This is a genomic window from Nocardiopsis sp. iso_186, from assembly GCF_056173365.1.
In genome coordinates, this window is the sequence record NZ_CM149670.1 from 499,188 (window position 1) to 524,116 (window position 24,929).

General features: G+C 67.9%; 22 protein-coding genes. 21 read left to right on the plus strand and 1 reads right to left on the minus strand.

The genetic code is table 11. The features are described 5' to 3' along the window. Positions 1–436 precede the first annotated feature (436 nt). From AC0VYP_RS02305 to AC0VYP_RS02390, 18 genes are all read left to right on the plus strand, one after another. Positions 437–1,744 carry a geranylgeranyl reductase family protein gene (locus AC0VYP_RS02305; protein WP_285760702.1) on the plus strand — a complete coding sequence of 436 codons (1,308 nt, stop codon included), beginning with the start codon at positions 437–439 and terminating at the stop codon, positions 1,742–1,744. 98 nt (positions 1,745–1,842) lie between these two features. Then, positions 1,843–2,202: an NADH-quinone oxidoreductase subunit A gene (locus AC0VYP_RS02310; protein ID WP_285760704.1), complete on the plus strand. Its 360-nt coding sequence runs from the start codon at positions 1,843–1,845 to the stop codon at positions 2,200–2,202. 79 nt (positions 2,203–2,281) lie between these two features. Further along, a complete protein-coding gene (locus tag AC0VYP_RS02315) occupies positions 2,282–2,842 on the plus strand; it encodes a NuoB/complex I 20 kDa subunit family protein (RefSeq protein ID WP_475472235.1) in 561 nt (186 codons plus the stop codon). Then, positions 2,839–3,597, plus strand: a complete 759-nt coding sequence (locus AC0VYP_RS02320) for an NADH-quinone oxidoreductase subunit C (RefSeq protein ID WP_285760706.1) — start codon at positions 2,839–2,841, stop codon at positions 3,595–3,597. Before AC0VYP_RS02315 ends, AC0VYP_RS02320 begins: the two co-directional genes overlap by 4 nt. 449 nt (positions 3,598–4,046) lie before the next feature. Beyond that, positions 4,047–5,348: an NADH-quinone oxidoreductase subunit D gene (locus tag AC0VYP_RS02325; RefSeq protein ID WP_475472236.1), complete on the plus strand. Its 1,302-nt coding sequence runs from the start codon at positions 4,047–4,049 to the stop codon at positions 5,346–5,348. Beyond that, positions 5,345–6,097 (plus strand): NADH-quinone oxidoreductase subunit NuoE, encoded by a 753-nt coding sequence (gene nuoE, locus AC0VYP_RS02330; protein ID WP_475472237.1) that lies wholly within the window; start codon positions 5,345–5,347, stop codon positions 6,095–6,097. The genes AC0VYP_RS02325 and nuoE overlap by 4 nt, the downstream gene beginning before the upstream one ends. Continuing rightward, positions 6,094–7,410 (plus strand): NADH-quinone oxidoreductase subunit NuoF, encoded by a 1,317-nt coding sequence (gene nuoF, locus AC0VYP_RS02335; RefSeq protein WP_285760709.1) that lies wholly within the window; start codon positions 6,094–6,096, stop codon positions 7,408–7,410. Before nuoE ends, nuoF begins: the two co-directional genes overlap by 4 nt. Beyond that, positions 7,410–9,896 carry an NADH-quinone oxidoreductase subunit G gene (locus AC0VYP_RS02340; protein WP_475472238.1) on the plus strand — a complete coding sequence of 829 codons (2,487 nt, stop codon included), beginning with the start codon at positions 7,410–7,412 and terminating at the stop codon, positions 9,894–9,896. Before nuoF ends, AC0VYP_RS02340 begins: the two co-directional genes overlap by 1 nt. Further along, positions 9,893–11,245, plus strand: a complete 1,353-nt coding sequence (gene nuoH, locus AC0VYP_RS02345) for an NADH-quinone oxidoreductase subunit NuoH (protein ID WP_285760711.1) — start codon at positions 9,893–9,895, stop codon at positions 11,243–11,245. Before AC0VYP_RS02340 ends, nuoH begins: the two co-directional genes overlap by 4 nt. Beyond that, on the plus strand, positions 11,238–11,795 hold the full coding sequence (nuoI, locus tag AC0VYP_RS02350; protein ID WP_285760712.1) for an NADH-quinone oxidoreductase subunit NuoI: 558 nt from the start codon (positions 11,238–11,240) through the stop codon (positions 11,793–11,795). The genes nuoH and nuoI overlap by 8 nt, the downstream gene beginning before the upstream one ends. Beyond that, entirely contained in the window at positions 11,792–12,685 is an 894-nt protein-coding gene (locus AC0VYP_RS02355) for an NADH-quinone oxidoreductase subunit J (protein ID WP_285760714.1), read from the plus strand. Before nuoI ends, AC0VYP_RS02355 begins: the two co-directional genes overlap by 4 nt. Beyond that, positions 12,685–12,984, plus strand: a complete 300-nt coding sequence (nuoK, locus tag AC0VYP_RS02360) for an NADH-quinone oxidoreductase subunit NuoK (RefSeq protein ID WP_285760715.1) — start codon at positions 12,685–12,687, stop codon at positions 12,982–12,984. Before AC0VYP_RS02355 ends, nuoK begins: the two co-directional genes overlap by 1 nt. Positions 12,985–12,994: 10 nt before the next feature. Next, a complete protein-coding gene (gene nuoL / locus AC0VYP_RS02365) occupies positions 12,995–14,941 on the plus strand; it encodes an NADH-quinone oxidoreductase subunit L (RefSeq protein WP_285760716.1) in 1,947 nt (648 codons plus the stop codon). Between the two features lie 57 nt (positions 14,942–14,998). Continuing rightward, positions 14,999–16,564, plus strand: a complete 1,566-nt coding sequence (locus AC0VYP_RS02370; RefSeq protein ID WP_475472239.1) for an NADH-quinone oxidoreductase subunit M — start codon at positions 14,999–15,001, stop codon at positions 16,562–16,564. After that, positions 16,561–18,222: an NADH-quinone oxidoreductase subunit NuoN gene (nuoN, locus tag AC0VYP_RS02375; RefSeq protein WP_475472240.1), complete on the plus strand. Its 1,662-nt coding sequence runs from the start codon at positions 16,561–16,563 to the stop codon at positions 18,220–18,222. The genes AC0VYP_RS02370 and nuoN overlap by 4 nt, the downstream gene beginning before the upstream one ends. A gap of 138 nt (positions 18,223–18,360) precedes the next feature. Next, the gene (locus AC0VYP_RS02380; RefSeq protein ID WP_475472242.1) at positions 18,361–19,365 is read left to right on the plus strand and encodes a polyprenyl synthetase family protein; all 1,005 of its coding nucleotides are present in this window, start codon (positions 18,361–18,363) and stop codon (positions 19,363–19,365) included. A 223-nt stretch (positions 19,366–19,588) separates the two neighbouring features. Next, a complete protein-coding gene (locus tag AC0VYP_RS02385; RefSeq protein ID WP_475472244.1) occupies positions 19,589–20,014 on the plus strand; it encodes a PRC-barrel domain-containing protein in 426 nt (141 codons plus the stop codon). 214 nt (positions 20,015–20,228) lie between these two features. Then, complete coding sequence (locus tag AC0VYP_RS02390) at positions 20,229–21,197, plus strand: PRC and DUF2382 domain-containing protein (protein WP_475472246.1); 969 nt, start codon at positions 20,229–20,231, stop codon at positions 21,195–21,197. 55 nt (positions 21,198–21,252) lie between these two features. On the opposite strand, the gene rarD is transcribed toward AC0VYP_RS02390, so the two are convergent. After that, positions 21,253–22,197, minus strand: a complete 945-nt coding sequence (gene rarD / locus AC0VYP_RS02395) for an EamA family transporter RarD (protein WP_285760723.1) — start codon at positions 22,195–22,197, stop codon at positions 21,253–21,255. Positions 22,198–22,463: 266 nt separating this feature from the next. Here rarD and msrA point away from each other — a divergent pair, with 266 nt between their 5' ends. The 3 genes from msrA (at position 22,464) to AC0VYP_RS02410 (ending at position 24,903) form a co-directional block, all read left to right on the plus strand. After that, on the plus strand, positions 22,464–23,132 hold the full coding sequence (gene msrA, locus AC0VYP_RS02400) for a peptide-methionine (S)-S-oxide reductase MsrA (protein WP_475472248.1): 669 nt from the start codon (positions 22,464–22,466) through the stop codon (positions 23,130–23,132). Positions 23,133–23,247: 115 nt separating this feature from the next. Continuing rightward, the gene (locus AC0VYP_RS02405) at positions 23,248–23,526 is read left to right on the plus strand and encodes a VapC50 family PIN domain-containing toxin (protein ID WP_475472250.1); all 279 of its coding nucleotides are present in this window, start codon (positions 23,248–23,250) and stop codon (positions 23,524–23,526) included. Positions 23,527–23,700: 174 nt separating this feature from the next. Beyond that, complete coding sequence (locus tag AC0VYP_RS02410) at positions 23,701–24,903, plus strand: damage-control phosphatase ARMT1 family protein (RefSeq protein ID WP_475472252.1); 1,203 nt, start codon at positions 23,701–23,703, stop codon at positions 24,901–24,903. The last annotated feature ends 26 nt before the right edge of the window (positions 24,904–24,929 follow it).

A 24,929-nucleotide genomic window follows, 5' to 3' on the forward strand; every position in this document is an offset into this window, starting at 1 on the left:
GAGTGCGCACGACCGACCGGTCGTGCGCACTCGGTGTATCCGGGGTGCGCCGAAAAAGATCTTCTCCGGATTGATATCCCCTGGTGTGACTGGGAGCGGAAGCGGTGAAGTTCGGGCGATAAGCGTTGAATATCCCTTTCGTGGAACCAAGTTCGCTGGGGGTGTGCCCTCTCGCCTTTGTGTGACAAGGCGGTCAAACCCCTCTATATATCCGCATCGTTGGTTGGTGAAACCCCTTGTCGGGAGGGTGCGGCTGCGCTGTTCGCCAAGTGGGGGCGGGGGTCGCTCCGGGGTGGGAGACGGTCTAGACTGCGACACAAACCCTTGTGAAGTGCTTCACAAGGGTGCGAGTTCTTTCCCGCAAATATGTATAGCCACAAACCCCGTCTCCCAGCATGACCCAGCGCAATGCCGCGCCGAGCAGTCAGGACCATTCGTGAGCCAGACAGCACCGACCCCATCGTCTGCCGTCAACGGACCACCCGCGAACGAAGCCGATGTCATCATCGTCGGCGCGGGGCCCGCCGGATGCACGGCCGCCTACTACCTCGCCCAGGCCGGAGTCGATGTCCTCCTTCTGGAGAAGACGTCCTTCCCCCGCGAGAAGGTCTGCGGCGATGGCCTCACCCCGCGAGCCGTCAAGCAGCTCACCTCGATGGGCGTCTCCTACGAGGGCGACGGGTGGGTCAAGAACCACGGACTCCGCATCATCGGCGGGGGTGCGCGCCTGGAACTGCCCTGGCCCGACCTCGCCGAATACCCGGGCATCGGCCTGGTCCGCACCCGATACGACTTCGACCAGATCCTGGTGAACCAGGCCGTCAAGGCCGGCGCCCGGCTCCTGGAGCGCACCACCGTCACCGAGCCGGTCATCGACGAGCGCAGCAACCGCATCGTCGGTGTCGCGGCCAAGAACTCCGAGGGCGACCGGGTGCACTTCCGTGCCCCGCTGGTGATCGCCGCGGACGGCAACTCCTCCCGGCTCTCCGTCGCGATGGGCGTGCGCAAGCGCGACGACCGCCCCATGGGCGTCGCCGTACGCACCTACTTCACCAGCCCCCGCCACGACGACGACTACCTGGAGTCCTGGCTGGAACTGTGGGACCGCAGCGCAGGCAAGGACGTCCTGTTGCCGGGGTACGGCTGGATCTTCGGTGTCGGGGACGGCACGAGCAACGTCGGTCTGGGCATCCTCAACTCCACCGCCTCCTTCGGCAAGGTGGACTATCGCGAACTGCTCCGCCGTTGGACGCAGAGTATGCCCGAGGAGTGGGGCTTCACCGAGGAGAACCAGCAGGGCAAGATCCTGGGCGCCGCGCTGCCCATGGGCTTCAACCGCACGCCGCACTACGCGCGCGGGCTGCTGCTGGTGGGTGATGCCGGGGGGATGGTCAATCCCTTCAACGGCGAGGGCATCGCCTATGCGATGGAGGCCGGCCACATCGCCGCCGACGTGGTCGCCCAAGCGCTCAGCAGGCCCACCCAGCAGGCCCGGGAGCGGACCCTGCTGCGCTACCCGGTCATCCTGCGCGACACCTACGGCGGCTACTACACGCTGGGCCGCTATTTCGTGAAGATGATCGGCAACCCCGACTTCATGAAGTACGCGACCAAGTACGGCCTCCCGCAGCCGCTCCTGATGCGCTTCACGCTCAAGCTGCTGGCCAACCTCACCGAGCCCACCCACGGCGATGCCATGGACCGGGTCATCAACGGCCTCTCGAAACTGGCTCCCGCTGCCTGAACCGGTCGCGGGAGCCAAAGCGCGCGTCTTCAGACACCCCAGCGAGGACCCCAAGTGATGAACAAATTCCGCGCAGCAACGACAGGGAACGGTTAGCGATGGAGCTCTACGCACCCATCTTCGTACTCGGTGGGATCGGCGCCGCGTTCGTGGTGGTCTCGCTGGTGGCCGGCTCGGTCGCCGGCCCCAAGCGCTACAACCGCACCAAGCTCCAGGCGTACGAGTGCGGTATCGACCCCACCCCGCAGCCGGTCGGCGGCGGTCGTTTCACCGTCAAGTACTACCTGACGGCGATGCTCTTCATCGTCTTCGACATCGAGATCATCTTCATGGTCCCCTGGGCGGTCCATCTCGACTCCCTGGGGCTCTTCGGCCTGGTGGCGATGATCCTCTTCCTCGTCAACGTCTCGATTGCCTATGCCTACGAGTGGCGCCGTGAAGGACTCGCATGGGACTGACGCGTATGGGGCCCGCGCACGGCCCGTCCAGTGTGTCCCGACCCAGTGAGATCGAAGAACCGGAAAGGGGGTTCGCCTGATGGGACTCGAAGAGAAGCTGCCCAGCGGAGTTCTGCTGACCACCGTGGAGCAGGCCGTCGGATTCGTCCGCAAGACGTCGATGTGGCCGGCGACGTTCGGGCTGGCCTGTTGCGCCATCGAGATGATGTCGGTCGGCGGACCGCGCTACGACATCGCCCGTTTCGGCATGGAGCGGTTCTCGGCCACTCCACGCCAGGCCGACCTGATGATCGTTGCGGGCCGGGTGAGCCAGAAGATGGCCCCCGTCCTGCGCACCATCTACGACCAGATGGCCGACCCGAAATGGGTCATCGCCATGGGCGTGTGCTCCTCCAGTGGAGGCATGTTCAACAACTACGCCATCGTTCAGGGCGTCAACCACGTCGTCCCTGTGGACATCTACCTCCCCGGTTGCCCGCCGCGCCCCGAGATGCTGCTGGACGCCGTGCTCAAACTGCACGACAAGGTCCAGAACACCAAGCTCGGCGCACATCGCGAGCGCGAGATCGAAGAACTGGAGACGCGGCGCATGCGCATGCTGCCGTTGGTCCAGCACAGCGAAGGGGGCAACACCCCATGAGCCCCGAAAGCCATGAAGGTAAGCCTAACCTAGCAGAAGGGGAAAACCTCCCCTCGAAGCTGGGTGAGGAACGTCTCAACTCGCCGGTCGCCCGCAGGGGCATGTTCGGCGCGAAGAGCTCGGGGGACACCTCCGGATACGGGGGGCTCCAGGTCTTTCGGGACATCCCGCTGGGAACCGAGCGCCCCTACGCCGACGAGGCCGATCCCCGCACCGCGGACTTCGACGTCGTCGCCGATGCCCTGGAGCACGCCCTCAAGGAGGCCGGCACCTCTTTCGGCGACGCGATCGAGCGGGTCCTGGTGGACCGCGGCGAGCTCACCTTCCACGTGCGCCGCGAGCACCTGACCGAGGTCGCCGCCCGCCTGCGCGACGATCCCGCGCTGCGGTTCGAGCTGTGCCTGGGTGTCAGCGGCGTGCACTACCCCTCCGATACCGATCGTGAGCTGCACGCGGTTTACCAAATGCGCTCGATCACGCACAACCGCGAGATCCGGCTCGAGGTCACCTGCCCCGACACCGACCCGCACATCCCCTCGATCGTCGCCGTCTATCCCACGAACGACTGGCACGAGCGCGAGGCGTGGGACTTCTTCGGGATCGTCTTCGACGGACACCCCGGTCTCACCCGGATCCAGATGCCCGATGACTGGAACGGCCACCCCCAGCGCAAGGACTACCCATTGGGCGGGATCCCGGTCGAGTACCGCGGAGCCACGATCCCGCCGCCGGACGAGCGGAGGTCGTACGCGTGACCACCCCGACGGAAACCTACGTCAACGCAAGCGGCGGTGACTGGGACTCGCAGCGGCGAGCCGAGGAGCGAGCGGAGTCGGCGGTGTCCTTGCGCGGAGCGCGTTCATGCCGGCGGCAGAGTCGAGAGAGGAGGGGAGCGCGACCATGAGTACGACCCCGACGGAAACCTACGTCAACGCAAGCGGCGGTGACTGGGACTCGGAGCGGCGAGCCGAGGAGCGAGCGGAGTCGGCGGTGTCCTTGCGCGGAGCGCGTTCATGCCGGCGGCAGAGTCGAGAGAGGAGGGGAGCGCGACCATGAGTACGACCCCGACGGAAACCTACGTCAACGCAAGCGGCGGTGACTGGGACTCGGAGCGGCGAGCCGAGGAGCGAGCGGAGTCGGCGGTGTCCTTGCGCGGAGCGCGTTCATGCCGGCGGCAGAGTCGAGAGAGGAGGGGAGCGCGACCATGAGTACGACCCCGACGGAAACCTACGTCAACGCAAGCGGCGGTGACTGGGACGAGGTCGTCGCAGCGGCCCAGCGCGCGGACACCGACCGCCTCGTCGTCAACATGGGTCCCCAACACCCTTCGACGCACGGTGTGCTCCGGCTCATCCTCACCCTCGACGGCGAGAGCGTCACCGAGGCGCGGGTGGGCATCGGCTACCTGCACACCGGCATCGAGAAGAACATGGAGTACCGGACGTGGACCCAAGGGACCACGTTCGTGACCCGCATGGACTACCTCATGCCGATCTTCAACGAGGCCGTCTACTGCCTCGCGGTGGAGAAGCTGCTCGGCGTCACCGACCGCATCCCTGACCGGGCCAGCGTCATCCGCGTGCTCATGATGGAGCTCAACCGGATGTCCTCGCACTTCGTCGCGATGGCCACGTTCGGTATGGAGCTGGGCGCGACGACCATCATGACCAACGGGTTCCGCGAACGCGAAATGGTCCTCGACATCTTCGAGATGGTCACGGGCCTGCGGATGAACCACGCCTACATCCGTCCGGGCGGCCTCGCCCAGGACCTGCCCCCCGGCGCGGTCGGCAAGATCCGCGAGCTCCTGGTGGAGATGCCCAAGCGGCTCACCGACATGCGCAAGCTCCTGGACGCCAACCCGCTCTATCTGGCCCGTACCCGAGACGTCGCCTACCTGGACCTCGCCGGCTGCATGGCGCTGGGTATCACCGGCCCGCTGCTGCGTTCGTCGGGCCTGGGCTGGGACCTGCGCAAGGCCAAGCCCTACTGCGGCTACGAGAACTACGAGTTCGACGTGCCGGTGTCCGACGGCTGCGACGTCTACGCCCGGTACCGGGTCCGCGTCGCAGAGATCGAGGAAAGCCTCAAGATCGTCGAGCAGTGCCTCGACAAGCTCCAGCCGGGCCCCGTCATGATCGAGGACGCCAAGATCGGCTGGCCCGCACAGCTGGCGATCGGCGCCGACGGCATGGGCAACTCGCCCGCCCACATCGCGCACATCATGGGCGGCTCCATGGAAGCCCTCATCCATCACTTCAAGCTCGTCACCGAGGGTTTCCGGGTCCCTCCGGGGCAGGCGTACGCGGCGGTGGAGAGCGCCAAGGGCGAACTCGGCTGCCACGCGGTCAGCGACGGTGGCCCGCGTCCCTACCGTCTGCACTTCCGCGACCCCTCGTTCACCCACCTCCAGGCGGTCGCGGCCATGTGCGAAGGCGGCACCGTGGCCGACGTCGTCGCGGCGGTGGCCAGCATCGACCCCGTGATGGGAGGCGTTGACCGATGAGTACGCCAGAGACCCCCAAGGCATCCGAGGAGCGGGTTGCCCGCACGAGTGTCTTCACCGGAGAGGCCCTTGCCCGGCTGGAGGTCAACGCCAAGGACATCATCTCCCGCTACCCCAAGGAGCGCTCGGCCCTGCTGCCGCTGCTGCATCTGGTGCAGTCGGAGGAGGGGTACGTCTCCGTCAACGGCATCGCCTTCTGCGCCGACCAGTTGGGCATCACCACCGCCGAGGTGACCGCGGTGGCGACCTTCTACACGATGTACAAGCGCCGCCCCGTGGGCGACTACCACGTGGGCGTGTGCACCAACACGCTGTGCGCGGTCATGGGCGGGGACGAGATCTTCTCCTCCCTCAAGGAGCACCTGGGCGTCGGCAACGACGAGACCACCGAGGACGGCAAGGTCACCCTGGAGCACCTGGAGTGCAACGCGGCCTGCGACTTCGCGCCGGTCGTGATGGTCAACTGGGAGTTCTTCGACGACCAGACACCCGAGTCGGCACGCCGGCTCGTCAACGACCTGCGACTGGGCAACGACGTCACCCCCACCCGCGGGGCGAACAGCGTGTGCACCTGGAAACAGGCGTCCCGGGTACTGGCCGGTATCGACGACGGACGCGCCACCGAAGGCGTACAGGCATCGGGGCCCTCGCTGGCCGGCCTTGAGCTGGCCCGCCAACGCGGCTGGCAGGCCCCCGACCCGGCGGACCTGCCCGCGGCCGCCCCGGCCACCGAGGACGGTGCCAAGTGACCACGCTGACCCCGATCCTGTCCAAGAACTGGGACCGTCCCGATTCCTTCACCCTCGCCGCCTACCGTGAGGACGGCGGCTACCAGGCGTTGCGTACCGCGCTGGGCATGGAGCCCGACGCCATCGTGGACCTGGTCAAGGCGTCCGGACTGCGCGGCCGTGGCGGTGCGGGCTTCCCCACCGGCATGAAGTGGGGGTTCCTGCCCAAGGACAACCCCAACCCGCGCTACCTCGTCGTCAACGCCGACGAGTCCGAACCGGGCACCTGCAAGGACATGCCGCTCCTGCTGGCCAATCCGCACGCGCTGGTCGAGGGAATCGCGATCGCCTCCTACGCGATCAAGAGCCGCAACGCCTTCGTCTACGTGCGCGGCGAGGTCCTGCACGTCATCCGCAGGCTGCGCCACGCCGTCGCCGAGGCGTACGAGGCCGGGCTGCTCGGCACGGACATCCTCGGCAGCGGCTTCGACCTCGACGTGGTCGTGCACTCCGGAGCGGGCGCTTACATCTGTGGTGAAGAGACCGCCCTGCTGGACTCCCTGGAGGGCTACCGCGGCCAGCCCCGCCTCAAGCCCCCGTTCCCGGCGGTCGCCGGGCTCTACGCCTCGCCGACCGTGGTGAACAACGTCGAGTCGATCGCCAGCGTGCCCAGCATCGTCGCCAACGGTGCCGACTGGTTCACCTCCATGGGCACCGAGAAATCTGCCGGATTCGGCTTCTTCTCGCTGTCGGGGCACGTCACCCGACCCGGCCAGTACGAGGCGCCGCTGGGGGTGACACTGCGCGAGCTCCTGGACATGGCCGGTGGGGTCCGAAACGGGCACCGCCTCAAGTTCTGGACGCCGGGCGGTTCCTCCACGCCGATCTTCACCGACGCCCACCTGGACACCCCCCTGGACTTCGAGTCAGTGGGGGCCGCCGGGTCGATGCTGGGCACCCGGGCGCTCCAGATCTTCGACGAGACCACCTCGGTGGTCCGGGCGGTCCGCGGCTGGATCGAGTTCTACGCCCACGAGTCCTGCGGCAAGTGCACGCCCTGCCGCGAGGGCAACTTCTGGATGGCCCAGGTCCTGCGCCGGATCGAGGCGGGAAAGGGCACCGAGGAGGACGTCGCCAAGCTGCTCGACATCTGCGACAACCTGCTCGGTCGCTCCTTCTGTGCGCTCGGGGACGGCGCCACCAGCCCGGTGACCTCGGCGATCAAGTACTTCCGGGAGGAGTTCATCGCGGGGACCCACACCCCCGCCTGGGAGCTCTTCCCCTACCAGCGCACCACTCGCTGGTCGAGCGAGTCCGTGGAAGAGGACGCCTGATGACAGTCACGACCAACACCCCCTCGGGGGGGAGCAGCCCCGCGGTGCCTCCGGAGGACCTCGTCACCGTCACCATCGACGGCTTCGAGGTCAAGGTCCCCAAGGGCACCCTGGTGATCCGGGCCGCCGAACTGCTCGGCATCCAGATCCCCCGGTTCTGCGACCACCCGCTCCTCGACCCGGTCGGGGCCTGCCGCCAGTGCCTGGTGGAGATCCCCGACGCCGGAAACGGTCGGGGAATGCCCAAACCCCAGGCATCGTGCACCATCACCGTCATGGAGGGCATGGTCATCAAGACCCAGCTCACCTCGCCGGTGGCGGAGAAGGCCCAGCGCGGGATCATGGAGTTCCTCCTGATCAACCACCCGCTGGACTGTCCGGTCTGTGACAAGGGCGGTGAGTGCCCGCTGCAGAACCAGGCCATGGCCAACGGGCAGGGCGAGACCCGCTTCACCGACGTCAAGCGGACCTTCCCCAAACCCGTCGCGCTGTCCACCCAGGTACTGCTTGACCGCGAGCGCTGCATCCAGTGCGCCCGCTGCACCCGCTTCTCTGCGCAGATCGCCGGCGACCCCTTCATCGAACTGCTGGAGCGCGGCGCCAAGGAGCAGGTCGGCATCGCCGAGGGGCAGCCCTTCCAGTCCTACTTCTCCGGCAACACCGTGCAGATCTGTCCGGTCGGCGCGCTCACGGGGGCGGCCTACCGGTTCCGTTCGCGCCCCTTCGACCTGGTCTCCACACCCAGCGTCTGCGAGCATTGCTCGGCCGGCTGCTCGCTGCGCACCGACCACCGGCGCGGCAAGGTCACCCGCCGCCTCGCCGGGGACGACCCGCAGGTCAACGAGGAGTGGAACTGTGACAAGGGGCGGTGGGCGTTCACCTACGCCACCCGGTCCGACCGCCTGAAGCACCCGCTGGTGCGCGACGAGGACAGCCGTGCCCTGGAGACCGCCTCCTGGCCCGAAGCACTGGGGACCGCGGCCGCCGGACTGCGCGAGGCCCGTGGCCGGGTGGGCGTCCTCACCGGTGGCAGGCTGACGCTCGAGGACTCCTACGCCTACGCCAAGTTCGCCCGGACCGCGCTGCGCACCAACGACGTGGACTTCCGGGCGCGCGCGCACTCCGGGGAGGAAGCCGAGTTCATCGCGGCGCGGGTCGCGGGCACCGGTATCGAGGTCTCCTACACCGACCTGGAGAACGCCCCCGCCGTCCTGCTCGCCGGCTTCGACCCCGAGGACGAGGCGGCCGTGGTCTTCCTGCGGCTGCGCAAGGCCGCCCGCAAGAACCACACCCGCGTGTTCGCGGTGTCGGCCTTCGCCAGCCGCGGCCTGGCCAAGACCAACGGGACCCTGATCCCCACCGCACCCGGCGACGAGCCCCGCACCCTGGACGCCCTCGCCGATGTCGCACCCGACACCCTTGAGGCGCTGCGCCAACCGGGTGCGGTCGTCCTTGCCGGTGAGCGTCTCGCCGAGATCCCCGGTGCGCTCTCGGCCGCGGTCCGGCTCGCCGACGCCACCGGCGCGCGCCTGGCCTGGATCCCGCGCAGGGCAGGTGAACGCGGTGCGGTCGAGGCGGGTGCCCTGCCCAACCTGCTGCCGGTGGGACGCCCCGTCGCCGACGCCGGGGCCCGCGCCGAGGTCGCCCGGCTCTGGTCGGTGGCCGACCTCCCGGCGACGCCGGGACGCGACACCGACGCGATCCTCGCCGCCGCAGCGGCGGGTGAGCTCGACGCACTGGTGATCGCGGGCGTTGACCTCGACGACCTGCCCGACCCGGCGGCCGCCCGCGCGGCCCTGAACCGGGTGCCGTTCATCGTCAGCATCGAACTGCGCGCCAGCGACGTCACCGACCGCGCCGACGTGGTGCTGCCGGTGGCCGCCGTCGCGGAGAAGGCCGGGACGTTCGTGAACTGGGAAGGCCGTGGCCGACCCTTCGGCGACGCGCTCAAGATCCCCGGTCTGCTCTCGGACCTGCGGGTGCTCGCGGCGATCGCCGACGAGATGGACGTCCACTTCGGTCTGCCCGACGCCGCCGCCGCCCGCCGCGAGCTCGCCGAGCTCGGGGGCTGGTCCGGTACGCGGGTCCCCGCCCCGACCGCACGCGCCGAGCAGGCCGTCGTCCCGGAGGCCGGCGAGGCAGTGCTCTCCACGTGGGGCCAGCTGCTGGGTGAGGGGCGGATGCAGGACGGTGAGCCCTACCTGGCCGGTACCGCGCGCCCCGCGGTGGCGCGGCTCTCCGCCGCCACCGCCGCCGAGATCGGCCTCTCCGACGGCGGCCTGTTGCGGGTCTCGGGCCCGATCGGATCGGTCGTCGTGCCCGCCATCCTCACCGAGATGCCCGACAGGGTCGTTTGGCTCCCGGCCAACGCCGTAGGATGCTCCGCCCGCAGGGATCTCGGGGCGGGGGCCGGAGCGGTCGTCTCCCTGGCCGTTGACGACGGCACGGCCGACCAGACCCCGACGAGTGCTGGGAGCGTGCAGTGACGGCGTTGCAGTCGGCCAGCCAACTGGCCGCCGAACCCGGCCTCGAGGCGTTCGGCAACGATCCCTGGTGGATCGTACTCATCAAGGCCCTGGGGATCTTCGTCTTCCTCATGGTCTGCGTGCTGATGATGATCATGGCCGATCGCAAGGTCATGGGTCGGATGCAGCAGCGGCACGGGCCCAACCGGTTCGGCCCCTGGGGTCTGCTGCAGTCCCTGGCGGACGGCATCAAACTGTCGCTGAAAGAGGACCTGATCCCGCGCAGCGTGGACAAGGTCGTCTACATCGCGGCGCCGATGGTCGCGGCGATCCCCGCGTTCATCGCCTTCTCGGTCATCCCCATCGGGCCCGAGGTCACGATGTTCGGTGTCGAGACCCGCCTACAGCTCACCGACCTCCCGGTCGCGGTGCTACTGGTGTTGGCCACGGCCTCCATCGGCGTGTACGGCATCGTCCTCGCCGGTTGGGCCTCCCGCTCCCCCTACCCGCTGCTCGGCGGTCTGCGTGCCTCGGCCCAGGTCATCAGCTACGAGATCGCGATGGGTCTGTCCTTCGTGGCGGTCTTCATCTATGCGGGAACGCTCAGCACCTCCGGGATCGTCGAGGCGCAGCAGCACGTCTGGTACGCCATCGTGCTCTTCCCGTCCTTCGTGATCTACCTGATCACGATGGTCGGCGAGACCAACCGGCTGCCCTTCGACCTCGCCGAGGGCGAGGGCGAACTCGTGGGCGGGTTCATGACCGAGTACTCCTCGATGAAGTTCACGATGTTCTTCCTCGCCGAGTACGTGAACATGGTGACCGTCGCCGCGGTGAGCGTCACGCTCTTCCTCGGCGGCTACCACGCACCCCCGCCGATCACCACCTTCTGGGCCGGTGCCAACGAGGGCTGGTGGCCGGCACTGTGGTGGCTCGGCAAGTTCCTGTTCGTCATGTTCCTGTTCATCTGGCTGCGCGGTTCACTGCCCCGCGTCCGCTACGACCAGCTCATGGCGCTGGGCTGGAAGGTCCTCATCCCCATCCAGCTCGTCTGGATCACCGCGGTCGCCACGATCCGGGTCCTGCGCAACGAGCAGTACCCGCCCTACGTGACCGTCATCGTCATCGGCGTCTTCTTCCTGCTGGTCGTCGCCGGGCTGCTCGCCTGGGGGCGTTCCGCGGAGCGGGCCCGCGAGGAGGAGGCCGCGGAGATGGCCGCCGAACGACAGGCCAAGCGCGACGACCCCATGCACGGCGGATTCCCCGTGCCACCCATGACAGCTGCGCACTACGGAAGCAGCGTCGCCGCGGAGGAACCCCGTTTCCAGCCGGTCCCGGCCCAAAAGCGCGAGGAGGTTACCGGTGCTTGAGTGGCTCAATCCCGTGAAAGGGTTCGGCGTCACCTTTCACACCATGTTCAAAAAGGTGCCGACCATTGAGTACCCCGAGGTCAAGGCGCCCACGATGCCCCGTTTCCACGGGCGTCACCAGCTGAACCGCTGGCCCGACGGCCTGGAGAAGTGCATCGGCTGCGAGCTGTGCGCCTGGGCGTGCCCAGCCGACGCCATCTACGTCGAGGGCGGCGACAACACCGAGGAGGACCGCTACTCCCCGGGTGAGCGTTACGGTCGCGTCTACCAGATCAACTACCTGCGCTGCATCCTGTGCGGGCTGTGCATCGAGGCGTGCCCGACCCGCGCGCTCACGATGACCAACGAGTACGAGCTGGCCGACGACAGCCGCGAGAGCCTCATCTTCACCAAGGAGCAGCTGCTGGCGCCGCTGTACGAAGGCATGGAGCAGCCCCCGCACGCCATGCGCCTCGGGGAGACCGAGGAGGACTACTACCGGCTGGGTCGCGACGACGTGACCGTGCCGGCGGCCCACTCGGGCGAGCAGGACAGCGAGGCCGCCCAGTGACCGTCCTCCCCCTCCAGGCCGCGGCGACCGATGCCATCGGCGGCGGCGAGACCGGGGCCTTCTACGTGTTGGGCACCATCGTGGTGCTCGCCGCGCTCGGCGTGGTCTTCAGCCGCAAGGCCGTCTACTCGGCGCTGATGATGGCCGTCTTCATGATCGGTCTCGCGGTCTTCTACGGCATCAACCAGGCACCTTTTCTGATGGTCGTCCAGATCGTCGTCTACACCGGCGCGGTCCTGATGCTCTTCCTGTTCGTCCTCATGCTCATCGGGGTGAGCTCCTCGGACTCCCTGGTCGAGACGATCAAGGGGCAGCGACTCCTCACCGCGGTCGTCGCTCTGGCCTTCCTCGTCCCCCTGGTCGGCGGCCTGGCCACCATCACGGTGGGCACCCCGGTCGGCCTCGCCGCCGGGGTGGCCGCGGCAGGAGGTTCCATCCCCTGGATCGCCAGCGAGATCATCTACCGCTACATCATCGCCTTCGAGGCGACGGGCGCGCTGCTGATCACCGCTGTCCTGGGGGCGTTGGTGCTCGCCCACACGACGCGCCTCAAGCGCCGGCGCAGCCAGCGCCAGATGTCGCAGGACCGCATCCGCGGTGACCACCCGACCAACCTGCCCGGTCCCGGTACCTATGCCCGGCACAACGCGATCGACATGCCGGCCCTGCTGCCGGACGGCTCGGTCTCGGAGCTCTCCCTCAACCCGGTGCTCGCCGCCCGGGCCCCGGAGGAGCAGCGCGAGGTACCGGAGGACCTGCGCTTCACGGTGGGAGCGACTCCCGGCAGCGCCGCGGACTCCACATGGTCCAAGGAGAGCCACCACCGCGACGAACAGGATCCCGACGCGCGCCTCGACGGCGGCAGCGAAGAACAGGAGGGCAAGGGCTGATGGACCCGATGAACTACATCCTCCTGGCGACGATCCTGTTCACCATCGGCGCGGTGGGCGTCCTGGTGCGACGCAACGCGATCATCGTCTTCATGTGCGTGGAGCTGATGCTCAACGCCTGCAACCTGGCCTTCGTCTCCTTCGCCCGCATCCACGGCGGCATCGAGGGACAGGTGATCGCCTTCTTCGTGATGGTGGTTGCCGCGGCCGAGGTCGTGGTCGGCCTGGCCATCATCATGCAGATCTTCCGAACCCGCAGGTCCGCGTCGGTGGACGACGCCAACCTGCTCAAGAACTAGGGCGGCTGCCATGACGTCATACCTGGCCGCCGAGGCGACCGCGGTGACAGCCGCGGCCGACGGGGCCGTTCACACCTATGCCTGGCTCTTGATCGCGTTCCCCCTGCTGGGAGCGGCGATCCTGCTGCTGGGCGGCCGGCGCACCAACACGTGGGGGCACTGGCTCGCGATCGCCATGTCGCTGGCCAGCTTCGCCTGGGCCGTGACCAGCCTCTTCGCGTTGCTCTCCTATGCTCCCGCCGACCGCAGCCGCGTCGTCGAGGTCTATCGCTGGATCGAGGTCGGCGGGTTCTCCGCCGACGTCAGCCTGCTGCTGGACCCGCTGTCGATCACTTTCGTGCTGCTCATCACCGGTGTCGGATCGCTGATCCACATCTACTCGGTGGGGTACATGGCCCACGACGACAGTCGTCGGCGCTTCTTCGCCTACCTCAACCTGTTCGTCGCGGCGATGCTGGTCCTGGTCCTCGCCGACAACTACGCGCTGCTCTTCCTGGGCTGGGAGGGCGTCGGCCTGGCGTCCTACCTGCTCATCGGATTCTGGCAGTACAAGCCCTCTGCGGCGGTCGCCGCCAAGAAGGCGTTCCTGATCAACCGGGTCGGTGACATCGGTCTGCTGATCGCGATCATGGTGTTGTTCACGACGTTCGGCACCGTCGCCTTCGGCCCCCTCTTCGAGGCGGCCCCCGGTGCCGGCCAGGGCGTCATGACCGCTGTGGGCCTCCTGCTCCTGCTGGGGGCGTGCGGCAAGTCCGCCCAGCTCCCGCTCCAGGCGTGGCTGTTGGACGCGATGGAGGGCCCGACCCCGGTCTCGGCCCTCATCCACGCCGCGACCATGGTCACCGCCGGCGTCTACCTGATCGTGCGGTCCGGTCCCATCTTCGAGGCCGCACCCACCGCCCAGTTGGTCGTGACCATCGTGGGTGCCGCCACCCTGCTGGCCGGTGCGGCGATCGGCTGCGCCAAGGACGACATCAAGAAGGCCCTGGCCGGCTCCACCATGAGCCAGATCGGGTACATGGTCCTCGCCGCGGGCCTCGGTCCCATCGGCTACGCGGCGGCCATCGCGCACCTGGTCACGCACGGTTTCTTCAAGGCCGGGCTGTTCCTGGGCGCCGGATCGGTCATGCACGGCATGAACGACGAGGTGGACATGCGCAGGTACGGCGCCCTGCGCTCGGCCATGCCCATCACCTTCGCCACCTTCGGGCTCGGTTACCTGGCGATCATCGGGGTGCCGTTCCTGTCCGGCTGGTGGACCAAGGAAGGCATCATCCAGGCCGCCTTCGACTCCGGCGGCGTCACCGGCCAGATCCTCGGCTGGGCGACGCTGTTGGGGGCCGGGCTGACCGCGTTCTACATGTCGCGGATCATGTTCATGACCTTCTTCGGCAAGAAGCGCTGGGCCGAGGACGCGCACCCGCACGAATCGCCGATGTCCATGACGGTGCCGATGATTGTGCTGGCCGTCGGTTCGGTCGCGTTGGGCGCGCTCCTGGTGTTCAACTACACCCTCGCCCAGTTCCTCGCCCCTGTCGTGGGGGCGCCGCACCACGAGTTCGATCTCGCGCACATGGTGCTCAGCCCCTATTCGCTGATCGCCCTGGCGCTCATGCTGGCCGGCGTGGCCTTCGCCTGGGTGCGCTATGCCCGGGCCGACGTGCCCGGGGCCGCGCCCAAGGGCAATTTCGTCACCGTCGCCGCCCGCAACGAGCTCTACGGGAACGCCGTCAACGAGGGCCTGTTCATGCGCCCCGGCCTGGTGCTCACCAAGGCGTCAACGGCTTTCGACAACTCCGTCGTGGACGGTCTCGTCAACGGGGTGGCCCGCTGGGTCAAGGGCAGTTCCGAGGGGCTGCGGCTCACCCAGACCGGGTTCGCCCGCAGCTACGCCCTGACCATGCTGTTCGGCGCCGCCATCGTCGTTGCGACCACGTTGGGAGTGAGCTTTGCCTAGCTTTGCGCACTCGCGCTCCCCGCGCCGCACCCCTGACCGGCAGGTGAGGATTTACACATGACCATCCCCTGGTTGACACTCGCGATCGCGCTGCCCGCAGTGGGCGCGCTGATCGTCGCACTGCTCCCGCGCGGGCAGGGTGAACTGGCGAAGCGGGTCACCTTCGGCTTCACGCTCGCGGTGCTCGCCGTCGTCGGCGCCATGGCGCTGAACTTCCAAGCCGACGGGCCGCGCTTCCAGTTCACCGAGACGCACGTCTGGATCGAGCGCTTCGGCGTGCACTACGCCGTGGGCGTGGACGGCATCGCCCTGGTGCTCATCGGCCTCTCGGCGCTGTTGGTGCCGCTGGTGGTACTGGCCGCCTGGAAGGAACAACAGGGCACCGAGGACGAGGGCAAGGGCTACTTCGCCCTCATCCTGATCCTCGAGGCGATGATGATCGGTGTCTTCGCGGCCACCGACGTCTTCCTGTTCTACGTTTTCTTCGAAGCCATGCTGATCCCGGTCTACTTCATGATCGGGCGCTACGGCAGGGGAGAGGGGCGTCGCCGCGCAGCGGTCAAGTTCCTGCTCTACAGCCTGTTGGGCGGTCTGCTGATGCTGGTCGCGGTGATCGGCGTGTACGCGCTGAGCGCCCAGGCCGGCAACGGCACCTTCCTGTGGTCGGAACTCGTGGGTTCCGACGGGCTGCTCGCCGGCATCGACCCGGCCACGGCACGCTGGCTGTTCCTCGGTTTCTTCATCGCCTTCGCGATCAAGGCGCCCATGTGGCCGGTGCACACCTGGCTTCCCACCGCGGCGCAGAGCTCGCGTCCCGGCACCGCCGTCCTGCTCGTGGGCGTGCTGGACAAGGTGGGCACCTACGGCATGCTGCGCTACTGCCTGGAACTCTTCCCCGGGGCGGCGACCTGGTTCGTCTGGCCGGTCGTGGTTCTCAGCCTGGTCAGCATCGTGTACGGGGCCGTCGTGGCGATCGGGCAGAGCGACATGCTCAAGCTCATCGCCTACACCTCGGTGTCGCACTTCGGATTCATCACACTGGGCATCTTCGCGATGACCTCCCAGGCGCAGTCCGGTGCGGCCCTGTACATGGTCAACCACGGTTTCTCCACCGGCGCGCTGTTCCTGGTCGTGGGCTTCCTCATCGCCCGCAACAACGGTTCCGCGGCCATCGCGGACTACGGCGGCGTGCAGAAGGTCGCCCCGGTCCTGGCCGCCATGTTCCTGATCGCGGGGTTGTCCAGTCTGGCGCTTCCGGGGCTCTCACCCTTCGTCAGCGAGTTCCTCGTCTTCGTCGGTACCTACGCCTTCAACCCGGTGCCGGCGATCATCGCCACCGTCGGCGTGGTCCTGGCCGCGCTCTACATCCTGTGGATGTACCAGCGCACCATGACCGGACCGGTCAGGGAGAAACTGGCCCACATCAGCGACCTTTCCCTGCGGGAGAAGTTCGCGGTCGGTCCGCTCATCGCGGTCATCATTCTCTTCGGCGTCTACCCCCAGCCGTTGCTGGACGTCATCAACCCGGCGGTCGAAGGCACCATGCAGCAGGTCGGTGTCAGTGACCCGGCCCCCGAGCTGGGCGTCAACCAGGCCGACGGCCAGGAAGGAGCAGGCGAATGAGCCCGCTGAGTCTCTCGGTGCTCGCGGCCCCCGCGGTCATCACCGAACCTCCCGAGATCGACTACGGCCTCTTGTCACCGATGCTGGTGGTCTTCGCGGTCGGTGTCATCGGGGTCGCCGTGGAGGCGTTCGCCCCCAAGGACAAGCGTCGGATCGTCCAGCTGTGGCTGGCCGGTCTGGGACTGCTCGCGGCATTCGTGCTGACCGTGCTCCAGGTCGGGGCGGTGACCGGGCCGGAGGCCGGGGTCGCGATCGCGTTCGGCACCGTCATGGTGGACGGTCCGGCCCTGTTCTTCCAGGGCACCATCCTGGTGCTCGCCCTGGTCAGCCTCCTCTTGATCGCCGAACACCGCGACGGTGAGAGCGCCTTCGCCGCGCAGGCGGCCACCGTGCCGGGGAGCGGGGAGGAAGCCGAGCACCGCCTCGCCGGCTCCCAGCACACCGAGGTCTACCCGCTGGTGATGTTCGCGGTCCTCGGTATGCAGTTGTTCGTCTCCGCCGGCGACTTCCTCACCATGTTCATCGCCTTGGAAGTGATGAGCCTGCCGCTGTACCTGTTGTGCGGACTCGCCCGCACGCGTCGTCTGTTCTCCCAGGAAGCCGCGCTCAAGTACTTCCTCCTGGGCGCGTTCTCCTCGGCGTTCTTCCTCTTCGGTATCGCCATGGTCTACGGCTACGCGGGCTCAGTGCAGTTCGGCGCGGTGCACGAGGCGATCGGCGCGGGCGGGGCCGGGACGATCGAGAACGGCGAGCCGCTGCTGCTCATCGGGATCGCCCTGATCGCCGTGGGCCTGCTCTTCAAGGTCGGTGCGGTTCCCTTCCACAACTGGAAGCCCGACGTCTACCAGGGGGCCCCGACCCCGATCACCGCGTTGATGGCCTCCTGCACGCTCGTCGCGGCCTTCGGCGCCCTGCTCCGGGTCTTCTACGTCGCCTTCGGCGGCGCGGTGTGGGAGTGGCGGCCGATGATGTGGGTCGTGGCCATCCTCACCATGGTGGTGGCGGCGGTCATCGCGGTGACGCAGCGCGACGTCAAGCGCCTGCTGGCCTACTCCTCGGTGGTGCACGCCGGCTTCATCCTGACCGCGGTCGTGGCAGCCAGCCCCGAGGGTCTGGCCGGCGCCATGTTCTATCTCGCCGCCTACGGTTTCACCACGATCGGCGCCTTCGCCGTTGTCACCCTGGTCCGTGCCCGCGAGGGCGGGGGCGAGGCGGGCGAGCTGGCTCAATGGGCCGGGCTCGGACGCACGTCCCCATTCCTGGCGTGCTCGCTGGCCCTGTTCCTGCTGGCGTTCGCCGGAATTCCGCTGACCAGCGGGTTCATCGGCAAGTTCGCGGTGTTCGAGGCAGCGGTCGCGGCTGGGGCCACCCCACTGGTGATCGTGGGTGTGCTCAGCAGCGCGGTGACCGCGTTCTTCTACGTGCGCATCATCGTGTTGATGTTCTTCGCCGACCCCGCGGAGAGCGCGCCCAAGGTGCTCAAGCCCGGAGCCCTCACGGGAACGGCGATCATCGTCGGTGTGGCCGCCACGCTGATCCTGGGCGTCTTCCCCGGACCGGTACTGGACAATCTGGTCCCGCAGCCGGTTCCCGAGGCGGTCAACGGTACACAACCTGCCGAAGCGGGGATGGTTCCGGGGGACATGTTCGTTCGGTAGACAGGAGGAATCCGATGGCGGCTTTGGCGGTTGGGGCAGCGTCGGATAGCTTCTAGATCGGTTTATGTTCATCCCGAGAGCGCGCGGTACGTCCGATATGGGCATATCGCGCGCCCTGCTGACAGGTGGAGCTTTCAGGTGAGCGGTGCTGTCCCGAGCGGGTTCCTGACCCTGCCGACCGTCAACGACGCGCTCGCCCAGGAGATTCAGGCGGATCTGGTACAAGTTGAGGACCTTCTCCGCGAGACGGTCGAGGCCAGCGATCCACTGCTGAACGAGGCGGCGGCGCACCTGCTGTCGGCCGGAGGCAAGCGGTTCCGGGCGACCCTGGTTCTGCTGGCGGCGCGTTTCGGCGACCCGAGTAACCCGCAGTTGATCCCGGCCGCGGCGGTCGTCGAGTTGACCCACGTCGCCACGCTTTACCACGACGACGTCATGGACGAGGCGGAACTGCGCAGGGGCGAGGCCAGCGCCAATCGCCGTTGGGGAAACTCGATCGCCATCCTGACCGGTGACTACGTCTTCGCCAGGGCCTCCGAGATGTTGGCCGACCTGGGAACCGACGCGGTGCGGTTGCAGGCCCAGACGTTCGGTCGGCTGGTGCAGGGCCAGATCCTGGAGACCGCAGGGCCGAGGGGAGGGGTCAACCCCCTGGAGCACTACCTCCAGGTCATCGGGGACAAGACGGCTTCACTGATCGCTTCTTCGGGGCGTTTCGGGGCGATGTTCGGGGACGCCGACCCCAAGGTGATCGACACCATCACCAAGGCCTGCGACGCGCTCGGCATGGCGTTCCAGCTGTCCGACGACATCCTGGACGTCGCCAGCGAGACCGATCAGTCCGGCAAGACCCCGGGAACCGACCTGCGTGAGGGGGTGCTGACGCTGCCGATGTTCTATGCGCTGCGCGACACCGCTCCCGAGCACGAGCGTCTGCGCTCCCTGCTGGGGCGTCCTCTCGACGACACCGAGGCGGAGGAAGCGCTCGGCCTGCTGCGCGCCCACCCGGCAATGCGCAGTGCCCGCACCTATCTGGAGGACTGGGCGAACAAGGCCCGGACCGAACTCGCCACGCTTCCGGCCGGGCCTGCGCGCGAAGCGTTCGAGGGGCTGTGCGACTACGTCATCGAGCGCAGCGGCTGATCCACCCGGATGTACGACGGCGCGGCCGGCGGGGAGCGACTCCCTGCCGGTCGCGCCGTTTCGGTAACCGCGATCCCCATTCTTTGCATATTCCGGGTAATGCCTGCGTCGTGCCCTGTCGGGCAAGTTGTCCTAACGGTGAGTAGTCTCATATGACTAAGGGTGATGATCGTTTGTGGGGTCATCAGGGGACAGCCGGTCGGAACGGGGAGTGTGATCAACCGTGGTGGGGCATCTGGGGGCACAGCAGCTAATCGGGCTTCGTCTGGTCAACGGCAAGGGGGTGAAAGTGGGGCGGATCGGCCAGGTCTACTTCGACGACCAGACCGACGTTCCCCGGTGGGTCACCGTGAGCCGGGGGATGTTTCGCCACGGCGAGAACTTCGTTCCCCTGCGGGGAGCCCAGGCCGTCGGCGACGCGCTACGGGTCCCTTTCGCCAAGGACCTGATCTCCACCGCGCCGATCTTTCCCATCGACAAGCACATCTCGGTGGCCGACGAGGACCGGATCTACCGGCACTACGGGATCCAGCCCGACCCGCCCGAGCCGATGCCGACCCACTTCGCGCCGCGCGGCCGGCACGCCAAGGTACCCCAGCAGCCCCGGGGGCCCTTCTCCGCTCCGTCGTACGACCAGCCCCAGGTGTGAGACGCCCGCGTGCGGCGCCGGCCACTGCTTCCGTGGTCCGGCGCCGCACGCGACGGTCATGACTCCGTTCGTTCTGGGCATGGGTCGGGCAATTCGTGGATTCTCCGCAACTCGTCGGGTAGGGCGTACTCTGACCTGCTGTTACGACCGGTCCTGGTGGTGATGTCAGCAGGGACCGCCGCAGGCGGGACGACGATCAGGGGAGTTGATTTCCATGGCACCGAAGCTCGAAGTCCGGGAGCTGATCGACCACCGACTGCTCGACCGCGAGGGCAGCAATGTCGGCAAGATCGGTCAGGTCTACTTCGACGACCAGACCCAGACTCCGAGGTGGGTCACCGTGCACACCGGCTTCTTCGGGATGCACGAGAGCTTCGTGCCGCTGGAAGGTGCACAAGCCGCGGGCGAGGACCTGATGGTCCCCTTCGACAAGGACCTCATCAAGGACTCCCCGCGGTTCGAGGCGGGGCGGCACCTTTCCCGCGATGAAGAGGCCGAACTCTACCGCCACTACGGGGTCCGTCCCTCGGTGCCGGGCCAGCGCGCCGACACCGAAGGCGGTCAACACGCCAGTGGCGCACCCGCAGGAGTGAAGACGGCCGACACCGAGGGGATGGCGGAGACACCGGGCACGGCCGGGATCATCGACGAGGAGAGGACCGGGCCCGCCGGCACGGCGGGGACCGATGACATGGCCGCGATGCCGATGGCCGGGGCCGCCGACATGCGGGACGACGCCCACATGCGCGAAGACGCCCGCATGGGAGAGGCCGCCCGTGCCCGCGAGTCGGATTACGGCGACACCTTCATGACCCGCTCGGAAGAGCAGGCCCAGGTGGGAGTGGAGAGCCGGGAGAGCGGTCGGGCCCACGTGCACAAGTCAGTGGAGACCGAACACTTCGAACGCGATGTCCCGGTGACCCACGAGGAACTGCGGATCGAGCGCGAGCCGGTCACCGAGGCCGACATCGCCGCGGCCGATGCCCGGATCGAGGCCGACGACCAGGACATCATCCTGCACGAGGAGCGCGCGGTCGTCTCCAAGAAGACCGTCCCCGTGGAGAAGATCCGCATCTCCAAGGAGCAGGTGACCGAGGAGCAGCGGGTCCAGGGCGAACTGCGCAAGGAGCACATCGAGGTCGAGCGCGACGACGACGAGCCCGGATGGCGCGACGGCGCCTGACCGTCCGTCCGCGGGGCCGGGGCCTGGTCGGTGGCCCCGACCCCGGGACACGGGATCAGCGCCGTTCCACGGTGATCTCCGCGGGCTCCTCCGGAACGGGATCGGTGTGCACCGCCGCTGTCTTGAGCGGCCGGGTGTGCCGGATCATGTCCACGGCGAACAGCGCCAGGGCCGCCCACACGATCGAGAACCCGATCCATCGGCCAGGCGACATCGTCTCGTTGAAGATCAGCCAGGCAACCAGGAACTGCAGCACCGGCGCGATGAACTGCAACAGTCCGACCAGGCTGAGCGGAATCCGATGCGCCGCAGAACCGAACAGCATCAGCGGGACCGCGGTGACCAGCCCGGCACCGGCCAGGAGCGCCGAGTGGGCCGGTGAGATGCTCAGGAACGTCCCGGTTCCGTCAACCTCCAGGAACACCGCGAACGCCAACGCGGGCAGGAACAGTACGGCGGTCTCGACGGTGAGGCTCTCGACCCCGTCCAGACGCACGAACTTCTTCACCAGCCCGTAGAAGGCGAAGCTCAGGGCCATGGTGAGGGCCATCCACGGCAGCGACCCGTAGTCAACGGCCAAGACGACGACGGCGACGCCGCCCAGCGCGACGGCCACCCACTGGGTGACCCGCAGTCGTTCGGAGAACACCAGGACCCCCATGGAGACGCTTACCAGGGGGTTGATGAAGTAGGCCAGCGCTGCCTGGAGAGTGTTTCCACTGTTCACGGCGTAGATGAAAACGCCCCAGTTGAGTGCGATCAGTACTGCCGCCAAGGTGAGCAACAGCATCTGTCTGGGGCTGCGCAGTACCCCTAGGACCCATCGCCAGTGCCGTCGTGCCGCGAGCACCACCAGGACGACGACGAGCGACCAGATCATCCGTTGGGCGAGGATCTCCAGCGACCCCGAGGGGGAGACCAACGGCCAGTAGAGGGGGACGATGCCCCACAGCAGGTAGGCGCTCACCCCGTAAGCGACGCCCTTATTGAGTTCAGACACATGATTCAGATTATTGGAATTATCGTGCTATGAGTAATTAATTTTGCTTAAGTGTTCTCTTTAGTGCGGAATAGGGAGACGCAGGTCACCGGGTTCGACGAAACGCTGTTGCCGTCGTGCGTCCCACCAGAAGGAGGACCGTTCCCGAGAGGTGTTTCCGGTTCGGCGGATCACGTGGCCCCGGGCAGCGGCCCGGACCGCTCCGGGCCGTCTCCGCGCGGCGCCGTGCGCGTGGGCGCGGTGGACAGCCCGACTAGGCTGAAAGCATGTTCGGGTTCATGAAGAAAACGATGGTCAACCAGGCCGACGCGTTGTCCGGTCGGGACACGCGGATGCCGGTTCCCGATCACCACGAGGTCCTCGACACCCCGCCGGCCGGCCCGTACCCCGAGGGCGCCCAGATCGCCGAGTTCGGCATGGGGTGCTTCTGGGGCGTCGAACGGATCTTCTGGCGTCTGGGGCAGCAGAACGGCATCATCACCACGGCCGTGGGCTACGCGGGCGGGTACACCGCCAACCCCACCTACGAGGAGGTCTGTAGCGGGCGGACAGGTCACACCGAGGCGGTACGCGTTGTCTTCGACCCACGCCTCACCTCCTACGAAGACCTGCTCAAGGTTTTTTGGGAGGGGCACGACCCCACCCAGGGAATGCGTCAGGGCAACGACGCCGGCACCCAGTACCGCTCGATGATCCTCTACCGCGGCGAGGACCAGCGCAAGGCCGCGGAAGCGACGCGCGACGCCTTCCAGCCGGCCCTGACGTCGTCGGGATACGGGCCCATCACCACCGAGATCGTGCCGGCGGGCGAGTTCTACTTCGCCGAGCCCTACCACCAGCAGTACCTGTCCGATGCCAAGAACCCCAACGGCTACTGCGGTGTCGGCGGCACGGGCGCGGTCTGCCCGATCGGGGTGGCGCGCACCGACGGATAGCCCCTTGCGCCGTCCGGCCGGTACCCGTCCTCGACGGTGGCGGACGGCGCAGGATCGGGAAGGGCGCCACGAGGGCCGGTACGGGCCGTTGCCGAGTGCGATCGTAACGACAGCGATGCTCTGCTGCGCGTTGGCGTGCCGGGCCCAAGTGGTTGTCACGTCCAACCTGCGTGATTTTCCCCGATCCGCACTTGCCGACTGGGATGTCCATGCCAGGAGCCCGGACGATTTCATCGTGGACCAGATCCACCTGGATCGTAAAGTCGTGTGGTCCTGCGTCCGCCAGATCGCCGGCTCGTGGCGCAACCCTCCTGGAACGGTTGACGACGTCCTGTCACGTCTGGAACGAAGCGGATTACTTCGAGCCGTGGCCGAACTACAGTCGGGTGAATAGACGCCTCTGCTGACAGTGTCGGTACGAACAGAGGGCCCTGCGGTGAGGAACCGGGTGGTCTCGTGCCGACAGGGGCGATCAGGGTCGCCGCGCTCGCGTGTTCCGTCGGCCCGGCCGGTGCCGGCGATAGCGTCGGCTCGTCGCCTTTCGACTACGAGAACCGGTGGAGGGACCATGCCCGACGCGACGCCCACGCCCCCTGGTCCGGCCGAGATCCCCGACGACGCTTCGGTGATCACCAGTGACGTCCCCGGCTCGTTCGCCTGGCGGGTGATGCGCGAACGCAACCCCGCCCTGGTCCGCAAGGTGCGCGACGCCTTCCCGTTCTCCCCCGAACGGCGGGACCGCTTCGCGGCGCTGCTGGACCAACTCGACGTCGGCGTCGTCGAGCCGATCGGCGCGGACGCACACGACCACCGGTCCTGGCAGGACTGGGGAATCGCCCGCCACATCGGGACGTCCCTGCTGCACGCCCCGTTCCTGTGGGCGGAAAGCTATTTCTACCGGCTCCTTCTGGACGCCTCCGGATACTTCGGCCCCGGCCCCTGGCGGGGCGTCAACCCCTTCGCCCCGTTCAAACGGGCCGAGCTGGCCGGCCCCGAAACCGCCGCCGAGATCCGGGCACTGGACACCCTCACCGGGCTGGACCCGCGGGAGCGAGCCGACGTCCTGCTCCGGTCGTCGCTGTGGGGGAACCGAGCCGACCTCAGCTTCCAGGAGGGGGCCCACGGCGTGGACGCCGAGAAGTCCCGTCTGGTCGCCGACGCCACCGAACGCTTCTGGAACCTGCTCGACGAGGGTTCCGGCGGACGGGTCTGCCTCGTGGCCGACAACGCCGGCCGGGAACTGTTGCCCGACCTGGTGCTGCTCGACGACCTCCTGGCCACGGGGCGCGCGTCCGAGGTCGTGCTGCACGTCAAGCCGCACCCGTACTACGTTTCCGACGCGACCACGGCCGATGTCCTCGACTCGCTGCGCCACCTGTGTGCTCGTGAAGGACAGGCGTACGACGTGGGAACGCGGCTGTGGCGCGCCATGGAACAGGGCCGCCTGCGTGTGCGGGCGCACGCGTTCTCCTGCGCGCCGCTGCCCTATCAGGAGATGCCCGAGGACCTCGCGGCCGACTTCGCCGCGGCCTCGCTGACGATCATGAAGGGCGACCTGAACTACCGGCGCCTGGTCGGCGATCGCTACTGGGCGCCGACGACGTCCTTCGCCACCGCCACCGGCTACTTCCCCGGTCCGGTCGCCGCGTTGCGCACCCTCAAGTCCGACGTCGTGACGGGGTTGGATCGGGCGACAGTGGCCGCTCTGGACGAAAGCGGCCCGGCCTGGCGCTCCAGTGGAACCCACGCCCTCGTGCAGCTCCGGGGGTAGTGGGGGCGGCGCACCCCCGGAAAGGG